12 protein-coding genes are annotated in these 26,771 nt (G+C 54.2%); 2 read left to right on the top strand and 10 right to left on the bottom strand.

The window, feature by feature from the left end:
• Positions 1-209: 209 nt before the first annotated feature.
• From AC5S16_RS00145 to AC5S16_RS00125, 5 genes are all read right to left on the bottom strand, one after another.
• Entirely contained in the window at positions 210-2,546 is a 2,337-nt protein-coding gene (locus AC5S16_RS00145) for a glycoside hydrolase family 2 protein (RefSeq protein ID WP_493927973.1), read from the bottom strand.
• Entirely contained in the window at positions 2,543-5,563 is a 3,021-nt protein-coding gene (locus AC5S16_RS00140) for a hypothetical protein (protein WP_493927972.1), read from the bottom strand. Before AC5S16_RS00140 ends, AC5S16_RS00145 begins: the two co-directional genes overlap by 4 nt.
• Positions 5,553-7,838 carry a GH92 family glycosyl hydrolase gene (locus tag AC5S16_RS00135; protein WP_493927971.1) on the bottom strand — a complete coding sequence of 762 codons (2,286 nt, stop codon included), beginning with the start codon at positions 7,836-7,838 and terminating at the stop codon, positions 5,553-5,555. The genes AC5S16_RS00140 and AC5S16_RS00135 overlap by 11 nt, the downstream gene beginning before the upstream one ends.
• Before the next feature lie 198 nt (positions 7,839-8,036).
• Complete coding sequence (locus AC5S16_RS00130; RefSeq protein ID WP_493927970.1) at positions 8,037-11,873, bottom strand: outer membrane beta-barrel protein; 3,837 nt, start codon at positions 11,871-11,873, stop codon at positions 8,037-8,039.
• Between the two features lie 334 nt (positions 11,874-12,207).
• A complete protein-coding gene (locus AC5S16_RS00125) occupies positions 12,208-13,392 on the bottom strand; it encodes a sugar ABC transporter substrate-binding protein (protein WP_493927969.1) in 1,185 nt (394 codons plus the stop codon).
• Between the two features lie 308 nt (positions 13,393-13,700).
• Here AC5S16_RS00125 and uxuA point away from each other — a divergent pair, with 308 nt between their 5' ends.
• Together uxuA and AC5S16_RS00115 are read left to right on the top strand one after the other, a co-directional pair.
• Entirely contained in the window at positions 13,701-14,912 is a 1,212-nt protein-coding gene (gene uxuA / locus AC5S16_RS00120) for a mannonate dehydratase (RefSeq protein WP_493927968.1), read from the top strand.
• 2 nt (positions 14,913-14,914) lie between these two features.
• Positions 14,915-15,670: an SDR family NAD(P)-dependent oxidoreductase gene (locus AC5S16_RS00115; protein WP_493927967.1), complete on the top strand. Its 756-nt coding sequence runs from the start codon at positions 14,915-14,917 to the stop codon at positions 15,668-15,670.
• Here AC5S16_RS00115 and AC5S16_RS00110 read toward each other — a convergent pair.
• From AC5S16_RS00110 to AC5S16_RS00090, 5 genes are all read right to left on the bottom strand, one after another.
• Positions 15,665-16,579, bottom strand: a complete 915-nt coding sequence (locus tag AC5S16_RS00110) for an SMP-30/gluconolactonase/LRE family protein (RefSeq protein WP_493927966.1) — start codon at positions 16,577-16,579, stop codon at positions 15,665-15,667. The two genes, AC5S16_RS00115 and AC5S16_RS00110, sit on opposite strands and share 6 nt — an antisense overlap.
• Positions 16,580-16,731: 152 nt before the next feature.
• On the bottom strand, positions 16,732-19,404 hold the full coding sequence (locus tag AC5S16_RS00105) for an alkaline phosphatase family protein (RefSeq protein ID WP_493927965.1): 2,673 nt from the start codon (positions 19,402-19,404) through the stop codon (positions 16,732-16,734).
• Between the two features lie 64 nt (positions 19,405-19,468).
• Complete coding sequence (locus AC5S16_RS00100) at positions 19,469-22,210, bottom strand: bifunctional YncE family protein/alkaline phosphatase family protein (RefSeq protein ID WP_493927964.1); 2,742 nt, start codon at positions 22,208-22,210, stop codon at positions 19,469-19,471.
• 155 nt (positions 22,211-22,365) lie between these two features.
• Entirely contained in the window at positions 22,366-23,166 is an 801-nt protein-coding gene (locus AC5S16_RS00095) for a DUF6454 family protein (RefSeq protein WP_493927963.1), read from the bottom strand.
• 103 nt (positions 23,167-23,269) lie between these two features.
• Positions 23,270-26,590, bottom strand: coding sequence for a TonB-dependent receptor (locus AC5S16_RS00090; RefSeq protein ID WP_493927962.1), 3,321 nt, complete (start codon positions 26,588-26,590; stop codon positions 23,270-23,272).
• Between the last annotated feature and the right edge of the window lie 181 nt (positions 26,591-26,771).

The following is a 26,771-nucleotide window of genomic DNA, read 5'->3' as shown; positions in this document are numbered from 1 at the left end:
GTTTGCGCCACCATCCTGTAAGCTGCAGATCTCTCAACTGCTCCCGCTGCGTCTATCGCCTCTGCTATTACCGCAGCACCAATTCCGGCGCAGAACTCTCTTCGAGAAAGCCTCATCAACGACCCATGGTTACTTTCATATTTCTTCCCGCTTATCCTCATTTAACGGAAACATCAAGAATATAGATAAATATATAAGGTGCTGCCATCTTAGATGAGTTCCGGCTTGGGTGGCGTGATTGTGAAGTTGAGCTGTTGTGTGCCAAGTCGTGGATGTGTAGCACGGAGCATTACGGAGCCGGACTGCTCCAGAGCGCGGATCCAGACAGCGCCTGTGCCTCCAACCAGAGAGAAAGGGTTATCGCCAATGAGCTGAGCGGGGCCGGAAAGATGGAAGACGATGGCATCATTTGCAATGGGGCGAATGACGCCAAACTCATCTGTAACGCGCAGGACAACGCGGGTAGTATCGGCGCCATCAGCGCACAGTTCGAGATCATCAGCAGCGGCATGAAACTGGCGATTGACGCCGCGGCCTGAAAAAGTTTTAGAGATTACCTGCTTTCCCTGGATAAAGCCGTCTATGCGCAAGTTCCCCCAGTTGCGTATGGCTTGCTTCTCAAACAGGACAGAGAAAGGTGGATATGGCAGGTTCGGAAATTGCTGACGATCGGGGTCGGCCTCGGCGAACTGCTGAAAACCAGAACCGGCGTCTAGAAAAAACTTGAGGTGGTCACAGTTAGAACAGACCAGAGCGATGGTGAAACCGGTATTTTCGTCGTTGCGCGCCCAATGAAAGGCCGGTTCGAGAACAATCTCTTCCTTTGGATCGCACTGTGATTTGTAAAAGCCGGCAGCGAGTTTCGGCAGGCGAAAGATATCGGAAACTCCGTGATAGCAGATACGGTCTCCGCTACCGAAATTAGAGTGCGTGTTGTAGTCGAAGGCACACCAGCCAATACCACCGGAAAAGCCGGGAGCGGAAGCTATCTGATCATGAATGCGGGCATGCCGCAGCGTGTGCTCGCGCTGCCGTTCAGAGTTGTCCGTAGAGCGCGTAGGAAAGGTGTGGCCAACAAACTCTGTGTTCAGATATAGCGGCGCGACCGGAGCATGCAGCGGAAAGCCGAAATCATTATTGGTGTAAACGTCTTCGAGCAATTCCGAATTAAGGTTAGAGCGAATGCCGCCGGTCTGCCTCGTTCTGTCCAATTCGTGTGCGAGAGCATTGGTGCGGGTGTAGAAATCATGATCATCCCTGGACTCATTGATGCGAACACCCCAGAGAATGATCGAAGGATGATTCCAGTCCCGGCGAATCATACGGCTGACGTTATCGACCGCCAGGTCTTTCCATGCTGCATCCCCGATGTGTTGCCATCCGGTAATTTCTTCAAGCACCATAAGGCCCATTTCATCGCACGCATCAAGAAAGTGGCGCGATTGCGGATAGTGCGAGGTGCGGACAATGTTGCACCTCAGTTCATGGCGGAGGATGTATGCATCACGGCGTTGTACCCGCGCCGGCATGGCCTGGCCTACGAATGGGAAAGTCTGATGCCGGTCCAGGCCGCGCAGCTTCACAATACGGCCATTGAGCGAAAAGCCGGAGGGAGTGAAGCGGGCCTCACGAAATCCAACGCGTCGGCTATCCCGATCTTCAATGTGTCCGCTGCGATGAAGCATTACATGAACGGTATAGAGTTTAGGGTGCTGAATATCCCAGGTCTCGATGCCCGAAATATGGTCCAGGGTAAGAACCTGCGAAGCCCCTCCCGTTGAAACCGGCTTCAGTGCCAGCGCAGCAGACCGCGTAGCCAGGACTGAATTGCCATCGCGCAGTTCAACCTTCAGCTCCATACCTTCCTGCGCTTGTACAGCTGTCTCAAAGAAGCATTCAACTTCAAGCGATGGAGTGGACGAGAGCGGATCGATAGCACGAGCGGCAATATTTTCAATAAACAGCAACGGCACGATGCGAAGGTTGACCTCGCGATAGATACCTCCAAAGGTCATGTAGTCGACCTCGTAACCAAAAGGAGGAATATCTTTGCGTTCGGTTGAATCAAGATGGACGGCGATGACGTTATCGCCATCCCAATTCACGAACTGCGTAAGTTCGAAGGAGAACGGCGTGTAACCGCCTTTGTATTCGCCAAGCTGGTGCCCGTTCATCCAGACCGTGGAAGCGGTCATGGCACCTTCAAAGTCCACAAAGACGCGCTTTCCCCGAGCAGCGCGAGGAAGACGGAAATGACGACGGTATGTGGAAATGAATTCATACTCCGCGTCGTCAAAATTGTGCCACGGAAGCAGCTTGTTGGTATGAGGCAAAACAACACGAGTGAAGTTCTTATCGTCAAAGCCTGGCTCTGTGTCTCCTGCCGTAACACTGGGATGAAACAGCCAGCCGCGATTCATGGGGAGAATACGCGGGAAGCTTTTCTGCGGTGCAGCTGATTGGCCAGCCATCTCCTGTACCGCTGCGGGTATCAGAGAAGCACCTGCAACAAGACTGGTGGATTTAAGAAAAGATCTGCGGTTCAATGCTTCTCCTGGGTAAATGCAGGACGCTCTGCGCTGAATTCAAGCTCGTTCGACCAGTGGGTCTTCCAGTCGTCGTGAAACGTGAAGGAGTTTGTAGTAGAAACGCTGCGGCCAGTGGCTAGCTCGTGAGCAGGGCCTTTGTTGTCGCTTACGCGGCAGGTAAATTTTATGGACTCACCCCGCTGGATGCGGGCATGCACCTCGGGCATTTCGCTCCAGGGAATCGCGGCTTCCACAATTCTGGTTCCGCTTTCATAGCGAGTGATCAGTTTGCCATCAACGGGTCCGCCATCAACAGGAGAGTGCATCTGACGCGGGAAAAAGTGCTTACGCGGTATCCCTGGCGATTGAAGCCGCCATATCTCTGTACCTCCTCCAAAGGCAGAAGAAACAGTGTTCAATGCAAATTCGTAATCGGTGTCCCAATACGTGATGAAGTGCGGCATCACTCCAGGCGGATGCGGCAACAGGGGTTTGGCCGGCAAAACATTGAAGGCAATCTGCACGTTGTCATGCTCGCCGCTGCCAGAAGGCACATCGAAATGACGGCGGTAAGAGTAATGACGCACACCTGTGGGCCAGATCAGCTTTGTTCCATCCGGAGCCTGCACATCTGAGGGATAGAAATAAGAATCATCATCGCGCTTCGCGAATCGAACCATGCCCGCGTCTGGAGTGGTGTCAGCAATTTTTGCGGCAAAGTAGAAGAAGCGGTCATCGTAGGCAAGATAGGCGGTAGCGAGATTGCTTCCGGCTCCGAGAGTGAAGTCCTTGTAAGGGAGCCATGCCTCTTCGGTGAGATTAGCGCCTATTCCAGTGCCGGGAAGGATCTGTGGAAGCACGCCGGTCCAATCCTTCAAATCGCCATCAACAGTGATAGTGCGATAAGCAATGCGGTTGACATGAAGCTCTTCGTGATGCGTAGCCTTGCCTTCTGCGCCCGCATCTACAGAAGCATCCAGGGAATATATGTTCTGCGGTGAAGGTGAAGCTGGTGGAAGAGGAAAGACCACGTCTCGCGTCTCGTTCTCTTTAAGACGCACCTGCTGTGCTGTAAGCGAGAGCGGCAGGCCGGTAAAGTGAGCAGAGACTGTGGCATCTATCGGCCGATTCAGCACATTTGTGAGAGTCAAGCGCAATGAAGAGCCGGCCTGCAGCGGAGATGTCAGATCGTGCGCGACAATCTCTACTGGATCAATGCCATATATCTTCGCCGAGTGCATCGCTGACAGCAGAGCGACAAACGATCCTGTGCGGCCATCCCCGCGGAGGAAGTAGCCGCTGCCATTGAGAGGGATGGTGAGTGCGCCGCCTGAAGCAGGCAGTGCATTGCCGTTACTGTCGAAGGCATGCAGGCGGTGCTCCGGGTCGTGGAGAATTATGTGCGCATCAGGCGCGAGATGCACTGAGCGAAAAACAGTGCGATTGGGATCGTACAGCGCCTTGAGATCGCCAAGCACGACGAGAGTCCCATCTTCGTCCGGCTTTGCCGCACTGGGCAGGCCGTCGAAAGTGAAGACCCAGGGAAGGCCATTTGGAAACAATAGCTGGTGAAACTCGCGCTGCCCTATGAATTTTTGCGTCGCTGCAACAGCTGCTGCAGGAGCCCATACCTGCACAATGGATACGGGCTTTCCATCGATGGTAAGGTTGTGGCTGTCGTAAACATTTCCGCCGTAGATTCCAGCAGTGCGGCTTTGGCCTTGCGCACGCATGGAAGCAATCACGGCCGGAAAGCGATCTTCAGAGTTGGCGATCCAGCTTTCGGTATCCCATACACGAACAGGGCCGTAAGGTCCCTTGCGGTTTCTCCATGCAAGCTCTTCTGCCGCATCAGCAGCGAGTGGCTGATAGTGAACGCTGATAAAGTCCAGCCATTTAAGAAATTTGTCTGAGCCGTCAGCGAAGAGCTTGTCACGCGCATTGGAAGAGGAACATGTTCCTCCGATGAGAACCTGGACGCCAGCCTTTTTGCGGGCAGCCTCCACTCCCTGCGCCATGCTGGTGTATATCTCCTGGTAGCGTTGAATATCCGCTCCCCATCCAGAAATAGAGGTGCTTTCCCAAGGCTCATTCCAAAGCTCTACAGCATTCAGGTTGCCGCTGGGCCAACCGTAGCGAGTGACCAGGCGCTCCACCCACTTCTGAAAATCTGCGTCGTATTGTGGCAGCCATGCTTCATCAGACTTTGTCTTGAGCATTTTTCCGTCCGGAGTGAGCCACGGACGCGGGCGCCCCAGCGGCTGCGTTTCCATCGACCCGTTATCCAGCGTAAGCATGACCGACACGTCGTGCTGCCTGGCCCAGCCCATGTAGAGATCAAGATTGCTTTCGAGTTTCGCATGCTCCAGCGCTGACTCAGGGGCATAAGAGGCTGACAGGCGCATGGCTTTGACCCCAAGCCTCTCAAATAGTTCAAGCACCTTCTCATTCATGAATTGCGGCCATGTGGCATCAAGCGCATATGTTGGAAATTGCACACGACCCCGGTCCGGCACAGTGGAGCGGACCATAGCAGCTGCGAATTCCCTGCCCTCACCTTCTACATCAGCGACCAAAACATATCCGCCGAAGCGTTCCGGCACCTGAGGTTTGATGACAATGTCCTGCGTACTGGAAGGTGGAAGATCTAACCGGAATGGCGTTGCGTTCTCGTTCGCAATTCTTGAAACATGAGGCGCCCATATCTCTCCGGCCGGCACCTGTGTCCTATAGCTGATGAGCTGCATAACACCTGCAGCCTGTATCAGGCGTGTCGTTTTATTTTTGAAGCGGAAAGTGAGAGAAGCGGACTCGCCTGGCAAAAGGACGTTCACACCAGTTGATGGGCCTGCGGATACGGCTATCTCCTCTACGGAATAATCTCTGGCCTGCTGGCTGAGAGAGAGCCCGAAGGCTTCAGCATAACCCGGCATGCGCGCACCGGTGACCATCTGTGCTCGAATAGTTGGGCTTGAGATGAGTATGACAACAATGCAACCAAGGATGCGTGAAATACGCCAACTGCTACTTGCCATAGTCGGAGCCTGATTCTGTTTGATTTGGTTTCTCGCTCATTTGCAGTACAAGCGTGGAGCCGCTCACGATGTCACTGTGTTGAAACCCAGTTTGGCGCATCAGCTTTCCATTCAACATGACTGACTGCACATAGAGGCTCTTCTCAGAGTTACGATTAGCGAGAATCGTGAAAGTTCGTCCATTGTCCTGATGGATCTTCACACTGGTGAAGAGTGGAGAACCGATGGTATAGACAGGCGTTCCCGGACATTCCGGATAAAACCCCATCGCGCTCAACACATACCAGGCGGACATTTGGCCAGCATCATCATTACCGGGCAGACCGTCGGGTCCAGTGTGGAATTGCGAACGCATAATCTCGCGCACACGCTCCTGAGTTTTCCATGGAGCCCCTGCATAGTTGTACAGATATGCGATGCCATGGCTCGGCTCATTTCCCTGGTCGTAGAGATTCTTTGCAAAGAGGCCATCAAGCCTGGCGATAAATCTGGGAGGTTCGCCACTCGCCTGGATGAGGCCGGGAATATCCTGCGGCACAAAGAAGGTGTACTGCCAGGGAACTCCTTCCGTCACATACGAAGCAGGCTTTGATGGATCAAATGGCGTCACCCATTGACCATTCGCATGGCGTCCACGCGCAAAGCCAGTGGATGGGTCGAACACATTGCGCCAATTCGCAGACCGTTTGCGCAGCACTTCAGCATCATCGGTATGGCCAAGCGCCGCGGCAAATTGTGCACTCACATAATCGTCGTAGGCATACTCAAGCGTCCGTGACACCTGCTCGTGATGATGAAACGCATCGAGCACTTCATCTTCCAGAGGGATGAATCCATAGCGCGAATAAGAATCGAGTGCGCGTCTACCCTTGCCTTCTACATATTGATCGCGGGGTGGCGTTACAAATGCGTTCTGCCGTATGAGGCGCCAGGCGCTGGCGACATCGAAGTTGCGCAGTCCTTTGTTGTAAGCATCGACAATCACCGGTGCGGCGTGGTCGCCTATCATCTCGGAGGTGTAGCTGTTCCAGGTAGGGAAAATAGGTAGAAATCCGCCCTGCTCGCCTTTATCGATCAGGCTCTGCACCATCTGTTGATCCCGTTCAGGGTCAAGAATAGTAAGCAACGGGTGAAGTGAACGGAAAGTATCCCACAGAGAAAAATCGTCATAGTAGGCAGAGCCAGCAGGTGCATGATGGAGCCTGCCTTCTTGGGCGAATCCGTTGTATGTGCCATCGGCGTCGCTGACGATTCGCGGTGCAAGCGACGCGTGAAATAACGCCGTGTAGAAAGTGATCTGTTGCTCACGAGTGCCGCCTTCGATCTCAATCCGCTCCATCAGATGTCTCCAGGCTGCTTCGGCAGCGCGGTGCACCTGCTCGAAATCCCACCCGCTTTCTTCAGACTCAAGATTCTTTTCCGCCTCTTCAATACTGGTGAAAGAAGTACCGACCTTGACGAGAATCTGTACACGCGCTGTATCTGCAAACGTGATAAATGCACCTGGTTGAGAACAGGGCTTATTCACTCTACCGGAATGCTGCTCAATGTCTGAGCCGCACCATGTGCCAAAGCTGGCAACATCTTCCCGGAAGCGGACGGCAAAGTATCCACTGAAGCCCGCCGATTTGCCGGCACCTTGATAGATACGCACGACGGGGTTATAGCCAACGATCTCGTGCTGCTCAGGCCGAACTTCTACGAAGCCCTGCCCTGCTCTCACATTGGGCTGCACCAGGAGATGGCGTGGCCCCCGCGCAGGATAGGTGAGCCGCAACATTCCGGCCCGTATAGTTCCGGTCAATTCAACCTTTGTCTGGTAATCCTGTAGAAATACCGAATAGAATGCCGGCGACATGGTTTCAGAGCTATGCGAAAACCGCGAAGCACGTGCGGCTGGTGTAACTTTCAGATCGCCAACCACCGGCATAAGAGTGACACTGCCGTAATCCTGTGTACAGCTGCCGCTGAGCCAGTGACTGCCGCGAAACCCTGTGAGCTTGTCGTCCTTGAAGTAATAAGGCGACAGGCACTTATTCTCAGTAGGCTGTGTTTCTGGCGTCCAACCTGTCATGCCGAATGGCATGCCGACAACCGGATATGTCTGCCCATCATGCGCCGTTCCGATTCGAGGATCAACCAGTTGATAGGGAGCTGTCGCGCGCAGCGATGACTGAGAGAAGGCAATCCTACAGCAGAAAAGAAGCACCACCAGCGCAACATAGCCGACTCTTCCCTGCTGTCTATGCCTTCTTCTGAACAGCCGATACTGCACAATCTCTCCCATCTGTCCTTGTCGTTGTAAATGCTATAGGGAAGGCTGATCAACGGATCTTTAGCTACGTTGAACGTGTCTCACATTGTGAAATCAGAATGCAAGACATGAAAGATTTCGCCGGTTTCTTTCCATCGCGCAACATCGGCAACACAATGACTGCGACATACACGTCACAGTCATTGTGCTGCATTCAGGCTAGAAGGTAAATTCCGCACCTACGCGGACAATGCGCGACATACCCGCAGTCTGCGATTGATTGAACTGCCCGAAGTTTGCTGCCACAACCGGCGTGACTGTGCCGGTGACATTGGAAACAGTGTTGGAGCTGTTCAGCTGATGATTGCTTCCGTAATAAACGGGATGGTTGAAGACGTTGTTGAAGGTGGCATTCACATTCAGATGGTAGCGCTCTCCAAAAGCAACTCCTTTGCTGAACTGCATGTCGAAGAGAGCTTCACGCGGGCTGCGGGCGCCGGCAAGCAGCCGCGGTGCATTGCCAAGGGCAGGATGATCGAGCGATCCCGGAACCGCAAATGCGGCAGGATTGAGATATGACGTGAAGTCGGAGTTCAACGCGTTCTTTTTCCAATTCTTGTTGATAAGAGGAACGCCGGGAACAATATCAGGGCGAAGAGTGTAGCCCGAAGGCAGCGCGTTCGCGGTGCAATACTTGGCGGAACCACTGGCAGTGCAGCCGTTGGTGCCGGATGGCGTGACGGAAACGAAGTAACCGGTTGTTCCAAGCGTGATCGCGCTGGGCAATCCGTCCGTATAGGTAGCGATGCCTGCGGTAGAAATGTTACCGATCAACTGGTTCAGGAAACCGTTGTGCGTATCCAGCCACTGTCCCTTCCCTATTGGGAGGTCAAAGGTATAGCCAATCTTGAGAGCGCTGGCCTGATCAAAGCTGGACACAGACCACTCCGCCCTCGAGTCATAAGGATTCTGCGGAGGCGCAGAGCCGAACCCACCCGAGTTGGCTCCGGTATTGGTGTCTGGAACGTTATCCATCGTCTTGGACCACGTATAGTTGGCCAGCACAGAGAGGCCATAGCCAAAGCGCTGGTTCACGCTTAAATAAAGGCCGTTGTATTCCATGGTGCCGCCGCGCGGGTAAATCTCGGGAAGATTCTGATTGAAGAAATTCTGATAAGGATTCAACCTTTGCAGATTGGTTTCCGAGACCAGAGCGCCGTTCTGCGTAATGCCGTATTCGTTGGGCGAAGATGCGCCAAGGTTCTGGTGAGTCTCTACCGCGTTGATGATTGTGCCCAGGCTCGGCGTGTTGAGCGCGTTCGTAAAAGGTCCAATCAGATGCGTGCCTTTGGTTCCGTTATAGCTTGCCTGTAGAACGGTATACGCCGCAGGCTGGTATTGCACTGTGAGCGACCAGCTTTGCGTATACGGCACAGAGTTGCTCTGTGAAATGAAGACCGGCGCCAGGCCTGTAGAGTACAAGATAGGACCACGATTGCCTGCCAGCGCCGTATAGGCAGAAGTGAGAGGGCCAACAGGATTGGTAATGTAGTTGACCGTCGAGTTCGGAGTCACACCACCGCTTTGATTTCCGACAGTCTGAGAAGCCACATTGAAGTTGGGATCGGGAATGTTTTCATAACCAGTAAGCGGCAGCCGCTGCAATGTGTATGCAGCCCGCACCGTCGTGCGAGGAGTAGGCGAGTAAGCAAAACCAAGGCGAGGCTCAAAGCCTTTGTAGTTGATTGGCCAGAGCGAGCGTGGATTGCCGCATGCATTCGAAAAACAAAATGCCGTCGTGGTAGGAAGCACGCCATTGAGATTTCCCGGCTCATTGAGACGGATGAACGCCTGGTTATCGTACTTTTCCATGCGAGGCGTTTCCAGCTCGTAACGCAGTCCAGCATTGATCGTCAGCTTTGGAGTAATACGCCAGTCATCCTGGAAGTAGCCGGCATAATAGCGCCAGCGATAGTAGCCGGGAACCTCGACAGGCGTATTGCTGAAAGCAGAGATGGTTCCAAGTATGAGAGTAGCGAGTGGCGCTCCGCCTGCAGCGCCATTGTTAGTTTGCGCGGCGAGGAAGTTGTACTTACCTCCAGTGGCTCCACTGAGGTCATACTGGCTCGATTGAATCCAGCGAACATCTGCGCCGAACTGGAACAGGTGATTTCCATGTGTCCAGGTAACATCATCACCGACGATAAAGTTCTGGTCGACCTGGATTGCGGCGTTGGAAAGTCCCATTTGCATGGTATAAGCAACGCCGTTCTGGTTCAGGTTTCCAAGGCTGGGAAAACCATACCCGGAAGATGAGGGCGTAAGCCCGTAAGCGCCGGCAAAGTCTTTGGTCTGCGTAATAGGCGGCGGCAGGCGCTCCTGATTCACCCGCATGAACGAGTAGTGGAAGCTGTTCACAATGCTGTTTGAAAAGAGATGCGTATACCCAAGAGCTATGTCATGGGTATGAGCAGCGTCTGTCGGCACAATCGTCAAGGGATTGGATGCATCCACGGCAAAGAACCTGTTTGCAATAACAGGAACAACGGTGTAGCGAACAAAAAGCTGGTCTGTATTGTTGAAATGCTGATCGATCCGAATGGAGTAACGATTGTCTACATTGTTGACGCCGCGTTGATACGTAGCATTTGTGCCATCATTCTGAGAAGTAGCCTGGGCGTTGTCAAACCTCACATACGGTCCGGGATTGCTCGGCGTCGGGAACAAGGACAGAACATACTGTGCGAAAGGATTTTTCGCCAGCTGTGCTGACACATCGTCATTTGGAATTGCCCGAATCTGCGAGGCATCGTATGGGCCATTGGGAAATCCATCTGCATTTACCGTCGATTGATAGTTAATCGCACCAATGCGTGGCGCTGCCAGCGCTGCGGCATAGCCTGACGATTTCAGGATGCTCTGGTTCAACAACGTGAGTGAATTGTGAAGATGACCTGCAAGCTCATCCGGAGTGGGAAAGGTGCCACGAAAACCAAATGAGCTGTTCATGCGCGCCGGTTCAACACCGACAAAAAAGAAAGTGCGGTCGCGGTGCGGATAGATTTTGGGTATCCAGACAGGACCACCAACATAGAACCCGTAATAATTCTCGTGCAACGCATTGGGCGAGGTATTCCCGTCAGGAAATGCATTAAAGAAGGGATCTGTGTGCCGATAAGTAACCGCGCCGTGATAGTCCCTGGTCCCGGCTGCACTGCTCTGCACAATGACTCCTCCCCCGGTACGGCCGTACTTGGCAGATAATCCGGTAACGATTGCAGTTGTCTCCTGAACCTCCTGTCCTGACAAATTGACCCCAGTACGCGCGTAGCTCGCCTGAGTTACATCGGAACCGTCGACAACAACCGAGCTGGTGCCCGGAGGCGCGCCGCCCACGACGAGGCTGGCTCCCGGTACCACGTAACTCGTGTAAGCATTCGGATTTTCAGTTGAGATTCCGCCGGGCTGCAATGTGTCGCCCTTTACGCCCGGAGCAAGCAGCGTTGCTTCAAGAGAACTCCGCTCCGGATACGGGAGGTTTTCGACGATCTTGTGATCGATCGTAGTGGTCACATCCGATTCGTTCTTGTTCAGCAGATCGACACTTGCATTGACGGTGACCACAGCATTGGCCCTGCCGATGCTCAGCGAGATGTCAAGGGTAGTCACACCAACACCGGCTACCGTGACAGATTTTGTCGTCTTCTGCTCGAAACCATCCGCCGAGACATTTACTGTGTACTGACCGGGATTCAGCGATGGCACCTGGAAAGCGCCCTCATCATTCGTCACGGTGCTCTGGAGAACGCCGGTTGTGTCACTGACTACTTCAACCCTGGCATGGGGTATCACAGAGCCACGAGTGTCGTGGACCGTGCCTCCGATGGAGCCCTGCCCAGTTTGCGCTACGAGCGCTGCTGGCAACAGCAGAATGCCAGCCAGGGCCGCAACAATGAAATTGTGGGAACCGAACCAAAGTGCTGCTATGCGGCAACGCAACAACCTGACGCAGCCACTCTCTTCAGTGGTCTTCTTGTTTTTACTTCCAACGTACATACTGCCTCCTGGTCTCTACAGCGCGACCGGAATCCTGCGCGAACGTCCGCGTTATGCTTCCGTGAATACATCGCACGTTACGATTACAACGGGCTTTGTAGGTTCTGCCTTTGTGCCCTGTCAACGGAGAAAATAAAAATTCACAGACGTATTGATTCGTTTCACTCTGCGCAACGCATCCTCAATAAGCACACTTCTACTTTGAAAAGAGAAAGACACAGAAGCCCTCGTAATCTAAGAATTCGTCTGGGATTTTAGATCACCGATCAAACACATATTGATCGCCTTTGGTGAGTGCATCAGTGTTTCACTGAATAAAACAATTTTCCTTACGCTAGCGAACAGCTACGACACGATCTGGCACCCTCTTCATCCAGGTGTCATTGGGATAGATCTTGTTGACATTGTCGGGTGTGATGATTTCATGCTCAACGAAAACAGCAGGGGCCACAGGTTTATGCCTGAGGATATCGAGCGCCAGCTGAATAATTCGCGTACCGTAGGTTTCAGGAAAATACGCTACGGAACAGACCAGACGGGATGATGGCCGGCGCATCTCCTCCCGAGCAGCCAGGCTTCCGTCCTGACCTGCGACTGCACAGGCACTTTCGAGACCAGCTTCGCGGAACGCATGCAATGCTGCCAACGCCGTAGAATCGTTCACCGCACCTACCAATGCACGCTCAGGCCGCTTGCGGCGCAGGTGTTTTCGCACGATATCCAGTGTGGCCTCGAACTGCCCGCCCTTTGTGTCGTAATGGTGTGTGGGGATGGTGCGGCCATTCGGCAGGAGTTCACCAATGCCATCTACGATCCCTGTGAGACGCGCATTGAGCAGCGGGCCAGCTGCATCGACACCGAGCAGGATCAGCTGTTCTGGATTTGCTTTCCAGTGGCGCGTTGCCCATTTGGCCAGATGCCGTCCAGCCATGCGGCCGGCCTTGTAGTTGTCGGCTCCGAAATAAACAGCACCCGGGTGAGGAATATCGAGAGCAATGAATGGAATGCGCGCGTCAGAGAATTTGGCCGCAATCTGCGCCGCGACAGCAACGTTGATCTGCGAATCGACAACCAGATCGACTTTCTCGGCAATGAACTTGTCGGCATTCTGGAGCGCGACCCTTGGACTGAATTCGTTGTTTGCGATAAGCAAATCGATGTTGGCCGCCGCAGCCGCGACAACCAAGCCATCTGTAACCGTTGCGGTAAAAGGAAGCAGGTTGCTCTGCGACGCGTAGCCAATGCGGAAACGCCGCGAGCGTGAAATCTGAACCGAAGAGCGATATCCATGCTTGCCGGCACGTTCAAGCACCCGCGTCTCCACCAATGTTTCGAGAAGCCGAAAAGCAGTGGCCTTGTGCAGGCCGGCGCGAGCGGCAATCACACGGAGATCCAGAATTTCAGAAGTTGACGTGAAAGTATTCAAAATCTCCACCGCACGCACAACGGACTGGATCGTGTATGAGCGCTTGCGAGCAGGATTATTCGCTGCTGCGGTGGTAATGTCATGTTTCTTCATATAAGACCTTGTATCGGATTGTTGCCGCTCGGAAACGAAGCGCTTTGACGGACTCATGGGCCAGTGAATTGACTCTTCTCTGCATACAAATAACGAAACTGCATTTCACATCATAAAACGATTCTTTCGAACACGGATTCCTGCTCTCAATTGCGCCCCGCCCCGACTAAGATGATGAAGCTGGTTTTAACCGTCCGAGCCGCGCTCGAATGAGCATCGCAAAATTACCGGAAACAAACGTATTCTCGCAACGACTGCAACTTTCCAAAGAACATGCGTTGCCGGAATTCTGATATGAGGTTTGAAGTATGGAGCAGACCTGGCGCTGGTTTGGACCAAGTGATCGAGTCACACTGCGAGACGCTCGAGAGGCCGGTGCGGAAGGCATCGTCACCGCATTGCACGAAATTCCTGCGGGTCAAGTCTGGCCGGTCGAGACGATCGGGCAGCGGCAGGCTGAGATCGAGGCAGCAGGATTGCAGTGGAGCGTTGTTGAGAGTCTCGACATTACCGAGACGGTGAAAATGCGCGCGCCCGGATGGCAGGGTCATGTAGAAAATTTCAAGCAGTCCCTGAGAAATCTGGCGAAGTGCGGCATTCGCACCGTGGCTTACAACTGGATGCCTCTTTTCAGCTGGATGCGGACACATCTTCACGCGCCGGCTCCGGGCGGCGGCTTTACCACACGATTCGACACAACTGCATTCGCCATGTTCGACCTCTACCTGCTAAAGCGCAAAGGCGCTGAGGAAGAGTGGGGCGAAGCACTGAGCCGTGAGGCACATGTCTACTTGCAGTCACTTTCGGAAAAGGAACGAGATGAACTGCAGGGAACCATTCTGCACGGACTACCGGGAGGCAATGGCAGCTATACCCTGCAGGAGGTGCGGAACCTGCTGGCAGGATATGCGGACTTCGACAGCATTGCCTTCCGTGAAAATGCAGGTGAGTTTTTGCGATCGGTTTGCCCTGTGGCCGCAGAGCTGGGAGTGAAGTTGTGCATCCACCCGGATGACCCACCGCGGCCATTGCTGGGCCTGCCGCGCATCGTGAGTACGACAGCCGACCTGGATTGGCTGATGGCACAGTCCGATGTAGAGGCAAACGGAATTACCTTCTGCACCGGGGCTCTGGGCGTCAGGGCAGATAATGATCTGACCGCGATGGTTCGCCGCTTTGCCCCCCGAATCGCCTTCTTTCATCTGAGATCTACACAACGGGAAGGCATACTGAAAAACGCAAACAATCAACCCATGGAGAGTTTCTTTGAAGCCGCGCATCTCGAAGGAGATGCTGACCTCATCCAGATCGTTATAGAAATTGTGAGGGAAGAGCGCAGGCGAATCGCTGACGGAGACAACGCTCCAATCCCCTTTCGAGCCGACCATGGTCAGGAGCTCCTGAATGACAGAGAGCGGGCAGCAGCGCCAGCCTATCCAGCGGTGGGACGTCTTCGTGGACTGGCGGAGCTTCGAGGTGCAATGCGCATGGCAGAACGTCTGATGGCGGAAGAGAGATGACGGTGGAATCTTATAAGGGAAAAAATGCGATCATCTTCGGAGGATCATCAGGGATCGGCCTTGCCACGGCACAGCTTCTTCACAGCCGAGGCGCAAGAGTCACCATCGCTGACCTCCACGCTCCTCCCGGCAATGGAATCGATCCGACATCATGGGTCTGCTGCGATGTGATGAAACAGCCGCAAGTTGATGCTGCAGTTGCGGCCGCTGCAGGCCGCGAGGACCTGCACTGGCTCGTGTACAGTGCCGGAATTCAACGTTATGGAACGGTCCTTACAACACCGGTGGAAGAGTATGACCTTGTGCAGGCAGTGAATGCTCGTGGAGCGTTTCTCGCAGCAAGGTCTGCGATTCCGCAGATGAAGCAAGGCGGCTCTATTGTAGTGGTATCGTCGGTGCAGGCCCAGGCCTGCCAGAACGGCGTAGCCGCCTATGCCGCGAGCAAGGGCACGCTCGAAGCCCTGACGCGGGCGATGGCCGTGGATCATGCAAAAGATAACGTACGCGTAAACTCAGTGATGCCGGGCACTGTCGATACACCGATGGTGCGTGCCTCGGCCGATTCATTCCGGGGCAGTGCATCACAACAGGATGTATTGCAGGAGTGGGGCAGCTTTCATCCAGTTCAGAGAATCGCACAACCGGAAGAAATAGCACAGGTCATTGCTTTCCTTTTGAGTGATGAGGCCTCGTTCCTGACCGGATCTTCGTATCGCATAGATGGAGGCCTGCTCGCCCAGCTGCCGGTGCGGTTATAACTGAAACCGGTACGACGGCAAACCAGCTACTTCCACCTGCATACTGAAGAGAGCGCCGCTATATTCTCCTTCGTCGACGTCGGATGCAGTTGCAGAGGTGATATAGAGCGTCTTCAGATCTGGTCCGCCAAAAGCACAGGTCGTTGGGTTCTTCACAGGGGTTTCGATAATTTCCACCATTGATCCATCCGGAGCAAAGCGCACAATACAACTGCCACCATATCGGCAGTTCCAGAGATAGCCTTGCTCGTCCATTGAAGAGCCGTCGGGCAGTCCTCGTTGAAAGCCTTCGGTAAAGATTTCTGGATGATCAATCGCGCTCATATCGTGGTCGAAAGCAGCAGAGTAAATGCAGTTACGCTGCGTATCACCAAAAAACAGGCGCTGCCCTGCAGGCGACCAAGCCACAGTATTTGTAATTCCGATATTGGCATGCCAGATCCGTGTTCTACCGCTTCTATCAAGGCAGAGCAGTTCACCGAGATTTTCGGTGACTGGCGTACTTCCTCCATCACTGCGAACATTGTTTTGCATTGTGCCCAGCCAAAGCGCGCCGTCCGGCCCCACACGCGCATCGTTACATCGCACCGCAGGCCATGAAGGAAGTTGAAATAGGGTCGCGGTTTGACTGCAGCTTCTGGTGCTCCACAGAATGACACCGCCTCCCAGAACGACAAGTAACTGTTCTGGATCGCAGGTAAGAGTCACTGCCGTGACAGGTTGGTCAAATTGCCAGGAATCAATCGTCGAATTGCTGGCTGTATATCGATGAAGCAGCCGCCTGTTGATGTCGGCCCAATAGACGGCACCTTCTTCCGGATGCCACGCTACGCCCTCACCACAAATATCGTGTGCCGCGGCAATACAAGAGAGTTCACGTTTACTACTAAAATCAGGCCTTATAGACATGCTTCGATAACTTTAAAACTATGCGGCTGCCATCGCACCGATTATTCTCCGGCCCGCATGGATGACCGATCCTGGCTTTTGAGCGCAGGGATGTGTTGAAGGGTTCTGAATCCTTTTCGGCAATCACCGCCAGATGATAATGACCTCGCGTTTCAATGGATTGAATCGCTTCTGTCGTCATCATGGTCCGAATCGGTGGCGTCGATCAAGGGGCGGAAGCGATGGACCGGAGGCGGCATGGGTGAGTCGGCTCCTTTAACCGACTTCCAGATAATCTCATTGGCCAGCCGCATAGGGATGCGGTCTACGTCCGAAAAGTCCATCCTGGAGCTCTCTTTTGCTCCATAGCCTTTCTCCGGGTTTCGCGCGTTCACGTCTACTTGAGGTGGAATCGCTGTGTAGGGCGTCATCACGGGGGTCATGCCAAACGATGCATACACCGGCATGGCCGCAGCGTCGTACTGGCTCATCGGAGGCAAGCCTAGCAACAGTTCGATGGACCGCACCATCGAGCTTGTCGAATACAGCGTGCTGTCCACGATGCCCCGTTTTACATAGGGGCTGATGACCAGGCCCACTGTACGACGAGCATCCACATGATCGGAACCATCCTGTCCGTCGTCTTCCATGATGAAGATAGCCGTTTCCGGCCAGTAGCGGCTGTGGGTGATAGCTTCCACCAGTTGGCCTTCAGCATAATCGGCGTTCGCGATAAAGGCTGTCGGCGTATATGCGCCGGGCTTGGCCACTTCCGTGTGATCCTCCGGCAGGGCCATGACGATGAAGTTCGGCAGACGCTTTTCCGGGTCTGGGCTATCGTAGTTGGCCTCATATTCCTTGAACTCACGCAGGAAGTCTGCAACGCGGGTAGTATCACGCACATTCAGGCCGCGTCCAAACTCAAGCGCCATGTGCCCTGCCAGTCCACGCGCATTCGGCGCCATTCTGCCCGTGGTAGCCGTGCTGGCGCGTTCCGCATCTTCGCCGTAGGAGCGATAGGTGAGTCCTTTGCGCCGGGCCACGTCCCACAGATAGCCGCTCGCAGGTAGATTCGCTTCGGGATAGGTAACGTTCCATGTGCTCCACCCGCCATAGAGGGCAGGCCATTGCTTCTCATTGAAGTCCGTGGCGTATGCTGCATCCATCCACGAGTGGCCGTCAACGGAGACTTCTCCGTCACAGTAGAGGTTATCCAGCGTTACGTACTCTTTGGCCAGCGCATGCTGGTTGGGTGTAACCTTTTCCCCGAAGATGGCAAGAGCAGGGTCGCCGTTTGCTTTTGGCAAATCGCCAAAGATCTGGTCGTAGGTGCGGTTCTCCTTAATGACATAGATGACGTGCTTGATGGGGCTACCTGCGCCTACCTGCTGTGGAATGATGCTCGGCTCAAGTGGCCTATGCGCTTCTGACAGCAACGAATCGTTGTATGGAGTATTCTCGATGACCTGGTGAGTCCAGTGAGGCAGCTTTGCCTTCAAGTCCGCAACGGAGACTACTTCAAGGCTTCCCGGCTGCGCATGGACATTCCAGTCTCCGTTATAGAAATTCTTTTTCGCAAAGGGGCTATAAGGACCGTTGCGGTCAGAGTATGACTGTTCGCCCTTCGATGTGCCGATAAAAAGCTCGGTGCCGCTGTTAGCGAGGGCCAGAGCAGAAGGATACCATCCCGTGGGAATGAAGCCAATCACGTTGCTGTGATCGCGATTAGAGATATTGGCCACAGCAACCGAGTTGTTGTCGGCGTTGGCGATGTAGAGAAGCTTGCGGGTATCGTCGATGGCCAGTGCGTTCGGCGTCGAACCTTCAGGAGCCAGCGGCGTCAGTGACGTGATGATGCGCTCGACTACTTGCAGTTTGCGGGTATCGATTACGAAGATTGAGTTGTCGTTCGAGCAGGCAACGAAAAGACGGCCATCCGAAGAGAGCTTCATATCGTTCGGATTCAGGCCGACATGCAGTGTGCGGATGACTTTATTGCTGGCCGTATCGATGACACTGACCGATTGGCTCGACCAGTTGGAAACGAATAAGTATTTATTGTCGCGGGAAAGAAGCGTTTCATAGGGATTGACTTCAACAGGGATGCGTGTGACGATCTGCCGCGTTTTGGAGTCAAAGACCGCTACATAGCTTGGCTCCGAATCGGTGCTGCGATTAGCCACATAGAGCAAATTCCCGCCAGGAAGAAAGGCCACGCCTCCCCACCAGACTTTATGTGAGTCGACGGTATCGTACAGCTTGGCTACCGGCTTATCACTGAACTTACCGTTTTCATAAGAAAACTCATAAATGGAAGACGGCTCTCCGCGCCATCTACTCTGCAGCGCATCGCCGGATGCGTTGCCACCCGAGACGTAGAATGCGCGGCCGTCTGCTGACCACGCGAGACCCAGCCACGATGCAGGTAATGGAAGATGCTGCGTCTGCTTTTGCGTCTTTGTGTCGTAGACATCAATGCCGTTCGGAAACCAGCCGCCGTGCGTTGCTATAACACGCTGTCCGTCAGGCGAAACGATGAGATTCAATACCAGGTCGCCCATCTTGTCGATCTCATAGCCCTCATTGCCACCATTCCGGTAACCAGGCAGAAAACCGATCGTGTGAAGTACTTTTCCAGCAGGAGTGATGCGCCACCCGTTGGGAAGATCAGCGCCTTCTGTAAGCTTCCTCGGAAGCCTCGTTTTTGCTTCTCCTAAAACTTCCGTATCGGCAGTGTTTGGCTTTGCAGCAGTTGCGGAAGAATCTGACTGAGCCATGACAACGGCGAAACTTCCCGCAAATACAGACATCGCCACCGGCAGCAAAAGCGTGCGCCTGAAAAGCATCAAGTCATCCCCTTTTTTAAAATCTGTACAGACCTGCATCACGCATTTCTCGGATGTCTGATCCCTACTTGCTCCCTGCGCGCGGATGCGCAGTCAGGTGGCTCTCCCTGGCCAGTTCTTCGGAGTCGTCGCAGTCGAGCATGCGCGCACGCTCGGCGGCATTCTTCGGTTTCGCAGTGCGCGAATGTTCAGGATTGAAGATTCGCTTGTCTTCCGGTACAGCTGTGTATGGCGCCAGATCCGGCATAGTGGTGAACATCTCACTCAGGTCCGACGAGAGCGCATCCTCCAACTGCAGCGGGCCTACATGCAGCAGTTCGTAGATTGTCTTGTGTATGCTCGTCATGCTCGTATGCAGATGCGAAACGTAACCTTGTTTCACATATGGGCTGATGACCAGCAATGGACTGCGATGCAGATCCACATGATCCGCTGCAGTTTGCGAATCATCCTCGTAGACAAAAATCGCAGAATCCTTCCAGATACTGCTGTGAGAGATCGTTTCGACGATGCGCCCCAGCGCCAGGTCGTTATCGGCAACGAAAGAGACGCGATAGGGATAGCCATCCGCAGGGCGAGGCCGGTCGGTGTGGTCGTTCGGCAGACGAATGACAGTGAGTGCCGCTTTATAGCCGCTTTTGCTGCGCCGAGTAAAGTCGCGCAGAAACTCGTCATAACGCACCTGGTCTGGAATGCCCATATTAAAACCGGGAAACTTGCGATCTGCAGAGAGAAAGACCGGCTCCGGCAGCGGCGCATTCAGAGCCAGACGCGCTCCTTCAGGTTCAAAGCCCGGACTTTCGTCCGTGCCCTCAACCTCGAGACCCTCTCCGTAATCAACGATGGGCAATTTCGCTCCGGCAATATGCTCCCACATGGAGCCGAACTCGGGCTCGTCTTCTGGCATCGGTGCATCCAGACCGCCGCCAAAGGCGCGGCGTCCGGCTGCCGGGCTCAATGCGTTTTCCTTGCGACGGCCTGAGTAGGCCGTGCTCCAGACCAGGTTCAGCCACGGCGCAGGCGGCGCTTCAACGGACCATCGATGTCCATCAACAGAGACCTCGCTGTTGACGTAGAAGTTGTCGCTTGCCGTAAAACGATCCGCGAGCGCGTGCGCGTTGGGGGTGATGGGAACATCGCGCATCAGCACTTCTTCGCCCTTGACATACTCACCGTCCCAGCCGCGCACAACCCAGCCGTGCATACTGTAGCGAGCCAGACTCGGGTCACCGTTTGCATTTTTCAGGTCGCCGAAGATTTCATCGAAAGAGCGATTCTCGCGAATGATGAGGAAGATATGATGCAGTGGAGGCAGTGACGTTGCTGCAGTGAGCGCTGCCTCATTGTTTTCTACCGTAGCGGCAGTCATGGACGCATTCTCTGCTTCGGTAATTGGCAGCGACAGCGTCGTCAGGCTACCCAACTCCAGCTCGCCAACGTGGTGGTTGTAGTTATTTGGCCCTGTTCCCTGCCCCTTGTTGTTTACGACATAGAGGCGGCTCTTGTCTGGCGCGATGGCAAGCGCTGCCGGATACTGTCCCACCGGCACATGCGTCAGAACGCGATCGCTCTCTGTATTAATTACCGCTATAGAGTTGATGCCGGACTCTGCCACATAGAGGCGAGCATCGGAGAGGGCGAGCCCAAACGGCATTACGCCACGCAGCGGACGTCCCTGCCTGTCCTTGTATGCTGCGCCAGTAAACGGAGTAAGCGGAATCTCACGCTCAAGCTGCGCGCCATCAGCAGAGATAACGGCAACCGAGTCCTGGTGCGTAAGCGAGACATAGACATGCTGCGCGTTTGCTACGACACCCGAAGGAGATGCACCACCGACTACCGTATTACGTCCTGCAGAGATGCGCGCGCCGAGCCGCAGCTTAGCGACGACATGCGCGGACTGCGCCTGCGCGACATCGTAGGTCCACAACGAGCTGCCGCGCGGGTCATTGTTATCACCAAGACCGGGTACATCATGGCCATCAACCTTTCCACCTTTGCTTGCCTCCTTCGATGGATAGCCAAACGGCGCAAACTTCAGAGCGGTGTTCCGCTTGTCGTCAAAATCAACGCCAGAGATCAGCTTGTATTCGAAGAGCCCTGTGTTAGTGACATAAAGCCGCCCTCCATCGGGCGAAAGCGCCATTGCCAGCGGATTGACGCCTGTCGGCTCACTCGCCACGATTTTCTGCGAAGCTGCATCGATCACCACGACGCGCCAGTTTCCCTGATCAAGCGCGTAGAGCGTATTTCCGTCCTGCGAAAGCAGCACGACGGCGCAGAAGCTCTCCTTGTAATTCGTACCGTCAAAAATGCCATCAAGCGGGATGCGGCCAACGTGATGCCATTCATCGCTGGTGTAAATATCTACTGCGCCTGAGTCGCCAGTCGGATCGTAGAGCAGCTTGCCATCGCGCGAATACGCAATGCCCATATGTACCTGCACGTTCGGATCGCTTTTCGACGAGATGCGCTTATGCAGATCCTTCTGGTCAATCGTGCCCTCCTCGATGTTTGATCTTGGAGGAATGCGATGCACGCTGGGCGCAGCGTCCGCCGGGTTGTCAATAATATTCAACGCATAAGGCCAGCCAATAGAAGGCGCGACAATCTGCTTGCCATCGGGGCGCACGGCAAGCGCAAAGGGAAAGGGTGAGAGGGTAATCCAGTCCCCAACCGGATTGATCTTGCGTCCGTTCGGCAGCGTAACATTCTTTGGTGCATTGCCGACAGGCGTTTGCGCATATCCATTGGCCGGAAGGAAAGACGTGTAAAGAACTGCAAAAGCATAGACAAGATAGCGCATTGTTTTTCCTCTGTTCAACAGACTGATGCAATCACGATTCCTGCAAGACGAATTTTTTTCAACAACAGACAGATTGAAGCGGCCTGCACGATCTTTTAAACAGAAAATTCTCAGAAAGATGCTTCATGCGCATCGTAAAATTCCTCTGATCTTAGCTAATGGTTCAGAACGAAATGGTATAGTCGCCGGTTCCGGCCTTCCGGTAAGAGATAGAGATCAGTCCCATGCAGCGCCATTCCTTCATCCGTAAATGGATCGCCTTCGTCTGTCCTTCCTGCCTGAATGCGACGCACAGGTTTCATGGACGGCCAGGCATACCAATCGATCGAGCCGACAGGTGTAGTAAGTCCCGACCCGACAAGGTAGCCATCGGCAAATTTCATGTCCTGATATCTGGTCTTCAACGGGTTATCTATCACGCGAAGCTGTCTGCCCTGCATGTCGAATATATAAAGCTGTTCGCTGTCCCAGTTCCCGGCAACAAGGTTTTCTCCGGTTACGGCCAGGCAGCCGAGATGGTCAGGCACCGGAATTTTTCGTTTTACTGTCAGTGTGTTCTTATCCAGTTCCACCAAGACGGCAGTGCTGTGAGGTTTGTTGTCGGCAACAGGAATCCAGATGGAGTCTTTATAGATCGAAAAGCCGCCGGGATGAATGCGAGGTCCGTCCGTAAGATCCACTTCGCGTTCAAACTTACCGGTCGCTCGATTGAACTGATGCAGATATGCCTTGCGGCCGGGTGTATCGATTGAGGTAATCCAGATGTGGTCCCGGTCGAGTTCAACTCCCTGCAGGTGATAGATCTTCCCATCCAGAGTGGTAACGTCGGCGAGCCTGGCGTTTTCAACGCCTGAAGATGGTTGTGCAGCAACGGGAGGAGCAGCTTGCCGGGCAGCCATAGGCAGCACGATGCCGATGCTGCTGATCCATACAAAGATTGTTTTTCTAAGGGTCATGCCTTCTATCATCTGGCTCAAATTCTTTTTCTTTGAAATATCGTAGGTAACCGGAAGGGGCGGGATTGCCGCCCTTTTTCCGATTTCATGTTGCTGAAATGCCTTAGAAGCGGAGGTGTCCCTCCAGTTGCAGGGTACGGCCGCCGCCGCGGGAGGTAATCGCACCGGCATGGTTCGCTTCATTCAAGGCAGGCGTTGCATAAATCGCGCTGCTCGGCGGATTCCACACGTGATGGTTCGGCAGGTTGCTCGCATCACACTTGAGCTCGAAGCTCCCGCTATCGCCCAGGAACGGCAGATGAAACGCCTTGCTGAGCCCCATGTCGACATCGCTGTAACGCGGACCACTTACAACGTTACGCCCCGTGTTGCCGAGGGTATTGTTGGCCGGCACTGTGAAATCGTTGATATTGAAGAACTGGGAGGTTGTAGGATGACGCAGCTTACCGCTGCCGATCCGGTTGGCGTACCAGCTCTGGCCTGAGTAGAGTCCGCTGTTAGCAAACGGCAGTCCGCCAACCGTCGGAGTGAGCGGAGCGCCGCTATGCCACTGCCAGGTCATAGCAAGCTGCCAGCCACCGAATATCTCGTCGAGCAGGATGTTGTGATTGAGGAACATCCGGCCATGTCCGAACGGCAACTGGTAGGTTGCGCCGCCGTTGAACATATGCCGCATATCGTTCATCGATCGGCCGTAGTTGCCGTCCGGATTATATGCATTCTGATAGTAGTCCTCTCCGTTCGCGCTCTGCAGGCCTGCGGTGCTGCCGGTATCCAGCATCTTGGAATACGTGTAATTTGCCTGGTATGTCAATCCATACGAGAAGTTCTTCTTGGACTGTATCTGGAGGGCGTTGTAGTTACCCCACCCATCCCTGGTCATGTACGTTACATGGGGATACTGGACGTACGGGTGATTGGCAGATCCGAGCTGGCCTACCGGGTTTTGCGTATGGTCGGTTTGCCACATCTTGTTGTTCAGCAGCGTGCCAACATATGAAACATCGAACAGATACCCGGCGATAACATGCTGAACGCCAAACGAATATTGATCGTCAAACTGCGTCGGAATATTTTTCGGAAGATAGGTCACACTCTGACCATTTAACAACTGCGGTGTCAGATCGGCAGCGGTTGGCGTATAGAGGTCGGGTGAAGGGTCCTGGAACCGCATCACGGGCTCGAAGTTATTCGCCGGCTGACTCAACGAACCAAACGACTGATACCCGGTGCCCACGCCGTTAGCATAGGAGATCGCGGACCACGGAATCGTATACAGGCCGAAGCCTCCGCGAATTACCCAGTCCGGCTTTGGGCTCCAGGAGAAACCCAGGCGAGGCTGGAAGAACCAACGGCTGTCTTCCATCGCATGGCCAAGGGTCAAGGAACCATAGCCCATCGCTCCGGGAGTGTTGGTTGCAGGATTCATGAGGTCAGGCTGGAAATTCGAATAGCGGCCCTTCACCTCATTCAGACCGGTCTGATAAACCGCCCGCAGACCCAGGTTCAGCGTCAGATTCGGCCGCAGCTTGTATGAGTCTTGCGCATAAAAGTGAAGTGTCCAATCCGTGAGTTCAAGTCCAGGCGCTGCAACAGTGTTATTCCAGCCATCCACCGCGCCAAGCAGGAAGTCAGCCCACCCCGAACCGCCTGCGGGATTGGCAACTCCGGTGGCCGTATTGAGATTCGGATTGAGAGTCGAATTGCCATTGAAGCTCCAGTTGCCGGAAACCGGCGCCAGCAGGTACGCGCTCTTGCCCCAGTTCCACTCTCCGCCAAACTTGAGCGAGTGCTTGTCCTTCTGCCAGGAAAAGCTGTCCGAGACGACATCGTTGTAGTCTGTGTTCCCACCAGGTCCGCAACCGTTTAAGTTATACGGAATACGGGAACCGCCCGTGATAGAGATTTTCGGAAAAATATCAAAGGGCACATTCTTCAGCCCAAGCTGCTCTACGATGTTGGTGTTCTGGCAGTAATAGTCTCTGTCGACCTTGAAATGAGAAACCCGCAATTCATTCAGCATGGTTGAGGTCGGCGACCATGCATCCGTGGCCTGGTACGTTTGAAATCCGTACGGCCCGCCTCCGCTTCCCCAGTAGTGAGCGGGATTTGCCCCGTTAGGAACAATTCCCGGCGACTGATCCCAGTAAGGCAGACTCTCAATCGAGCCTGTTGTCGAAATGCGGTTTGTTTTCGTTATGTCGAAATCGACGCGGTAAATCCAGTTCTTGTCATTCTCCACACTTGGAGGCCCAACCCACAAATAGTTCGTCCCGTCGTATGCCTTATTGGCCTGCGGATAATAGCTCATTACAGCGGCGGAGACCGGATCGATGCGGCTATGCGGAATCGTATTGTTCGGAAACGGCTGCCGCGTCGTTACTCCGTTTACCGTCTGCTCTGTAGCCGGGTCGTAGATGGTGCCATAGACGGCGGGATCGAAGACCGCATCGCCATTCGGCGTATTGATTCCGCGAACCGCATCCTCCGGTACGGTATAGAATCCGCTCGACAGGTTGCTATAGGGGTTCCACTGCTGCGACTGGAAGAAGAACAGCCGGTTCTTGAGGGCCGGACCACCGATTGAATAACCAAACTTGTTCCAGTGTGTAATGGGCTGTGTCGTATTCACGCCCCATGGTTTCGTGTTGAAGATGGTATTCTGCGCAATTTCCCATGCCGACCCGTGGAACTGGTTCGTTCCGCTCTTGATGTTGATATTGATGATGGCGGTGCCGTTGCCGCTCTCGGCGCCGAAATCTCCGGTAACAATGCTCACCTCGGAGATGGCGTCAAGCTGCTGATTCTGCCACTGAGCATCGTGCGCCCAGAGAGTGGAAGCCTCGGCGCCGTTGGTCAGAACGTTGATCTCGTTCGCCTCGCTTCCATTCCAGCCGACGTAAGCGCCGCTGTTCCCAGGGCCGCCAGCCTCGCCAGAGGTGCCGTTTCCATTGATGCGCACAGCCTGAATGCCCGGCGTGATCGACGTGAGATTGGACCACTTATCGCTAAGGTTCGGCAGTGTTCCAAGCATCTCCCGCGAGAGGGTCGTGCCCAGCTCGGAAGTTTCGGTCTGCAGGAGAGAGGCACTTGAGGCGTCCACAGTGACCTGATCCGCGGTACTACCAACGCGCAACTCAGCGTCCACCGTAACGACATCAACGGAGAGAACAAGATTTGCCTTCGTTACCTGCTCGTATCCCTCCTTTACAAATTTGATCTCATACGATCCCGGCGGAACGTAGGGGAAATCATAAATACCCGATGCGTTTGTCTTGCCCTGGACCAGCTGGCCGGTCGCGATGTTTCTTGCGGTGACAGAAACATCCGGAACTACGCCGCCGCTCGTATCGTGTACCGCTCCCCTGATCTCGGCAGCGTTCCGGTTTTGCGCATTCGCAGAAATGATAAATATGCCTGCCAAAATCACTATCCCTATAACCAACATCGTTCTGCGCAAAGACACGGAAACTTGCCGTCCGCATTCAAGTCCCAGAATCCTGTGTGTCATCCTTACCTCCTCTGAACTCCATCAGTTTTTGGCTTGGCGCTATATGCATAGACATAGATAAGTCAGGGTTCTTCCAGCGGTTAGAGCTGAAACC

The sequence above is a fragment of the Acidobacterium sp. FHG110202_01 genome, assembly GCF_059115305.1.
The sequence above is the reverse complement of the archived record's forward strand: the minus strand, read 5'-3'. Positions and strand labels throughout refer to the sequence as shown.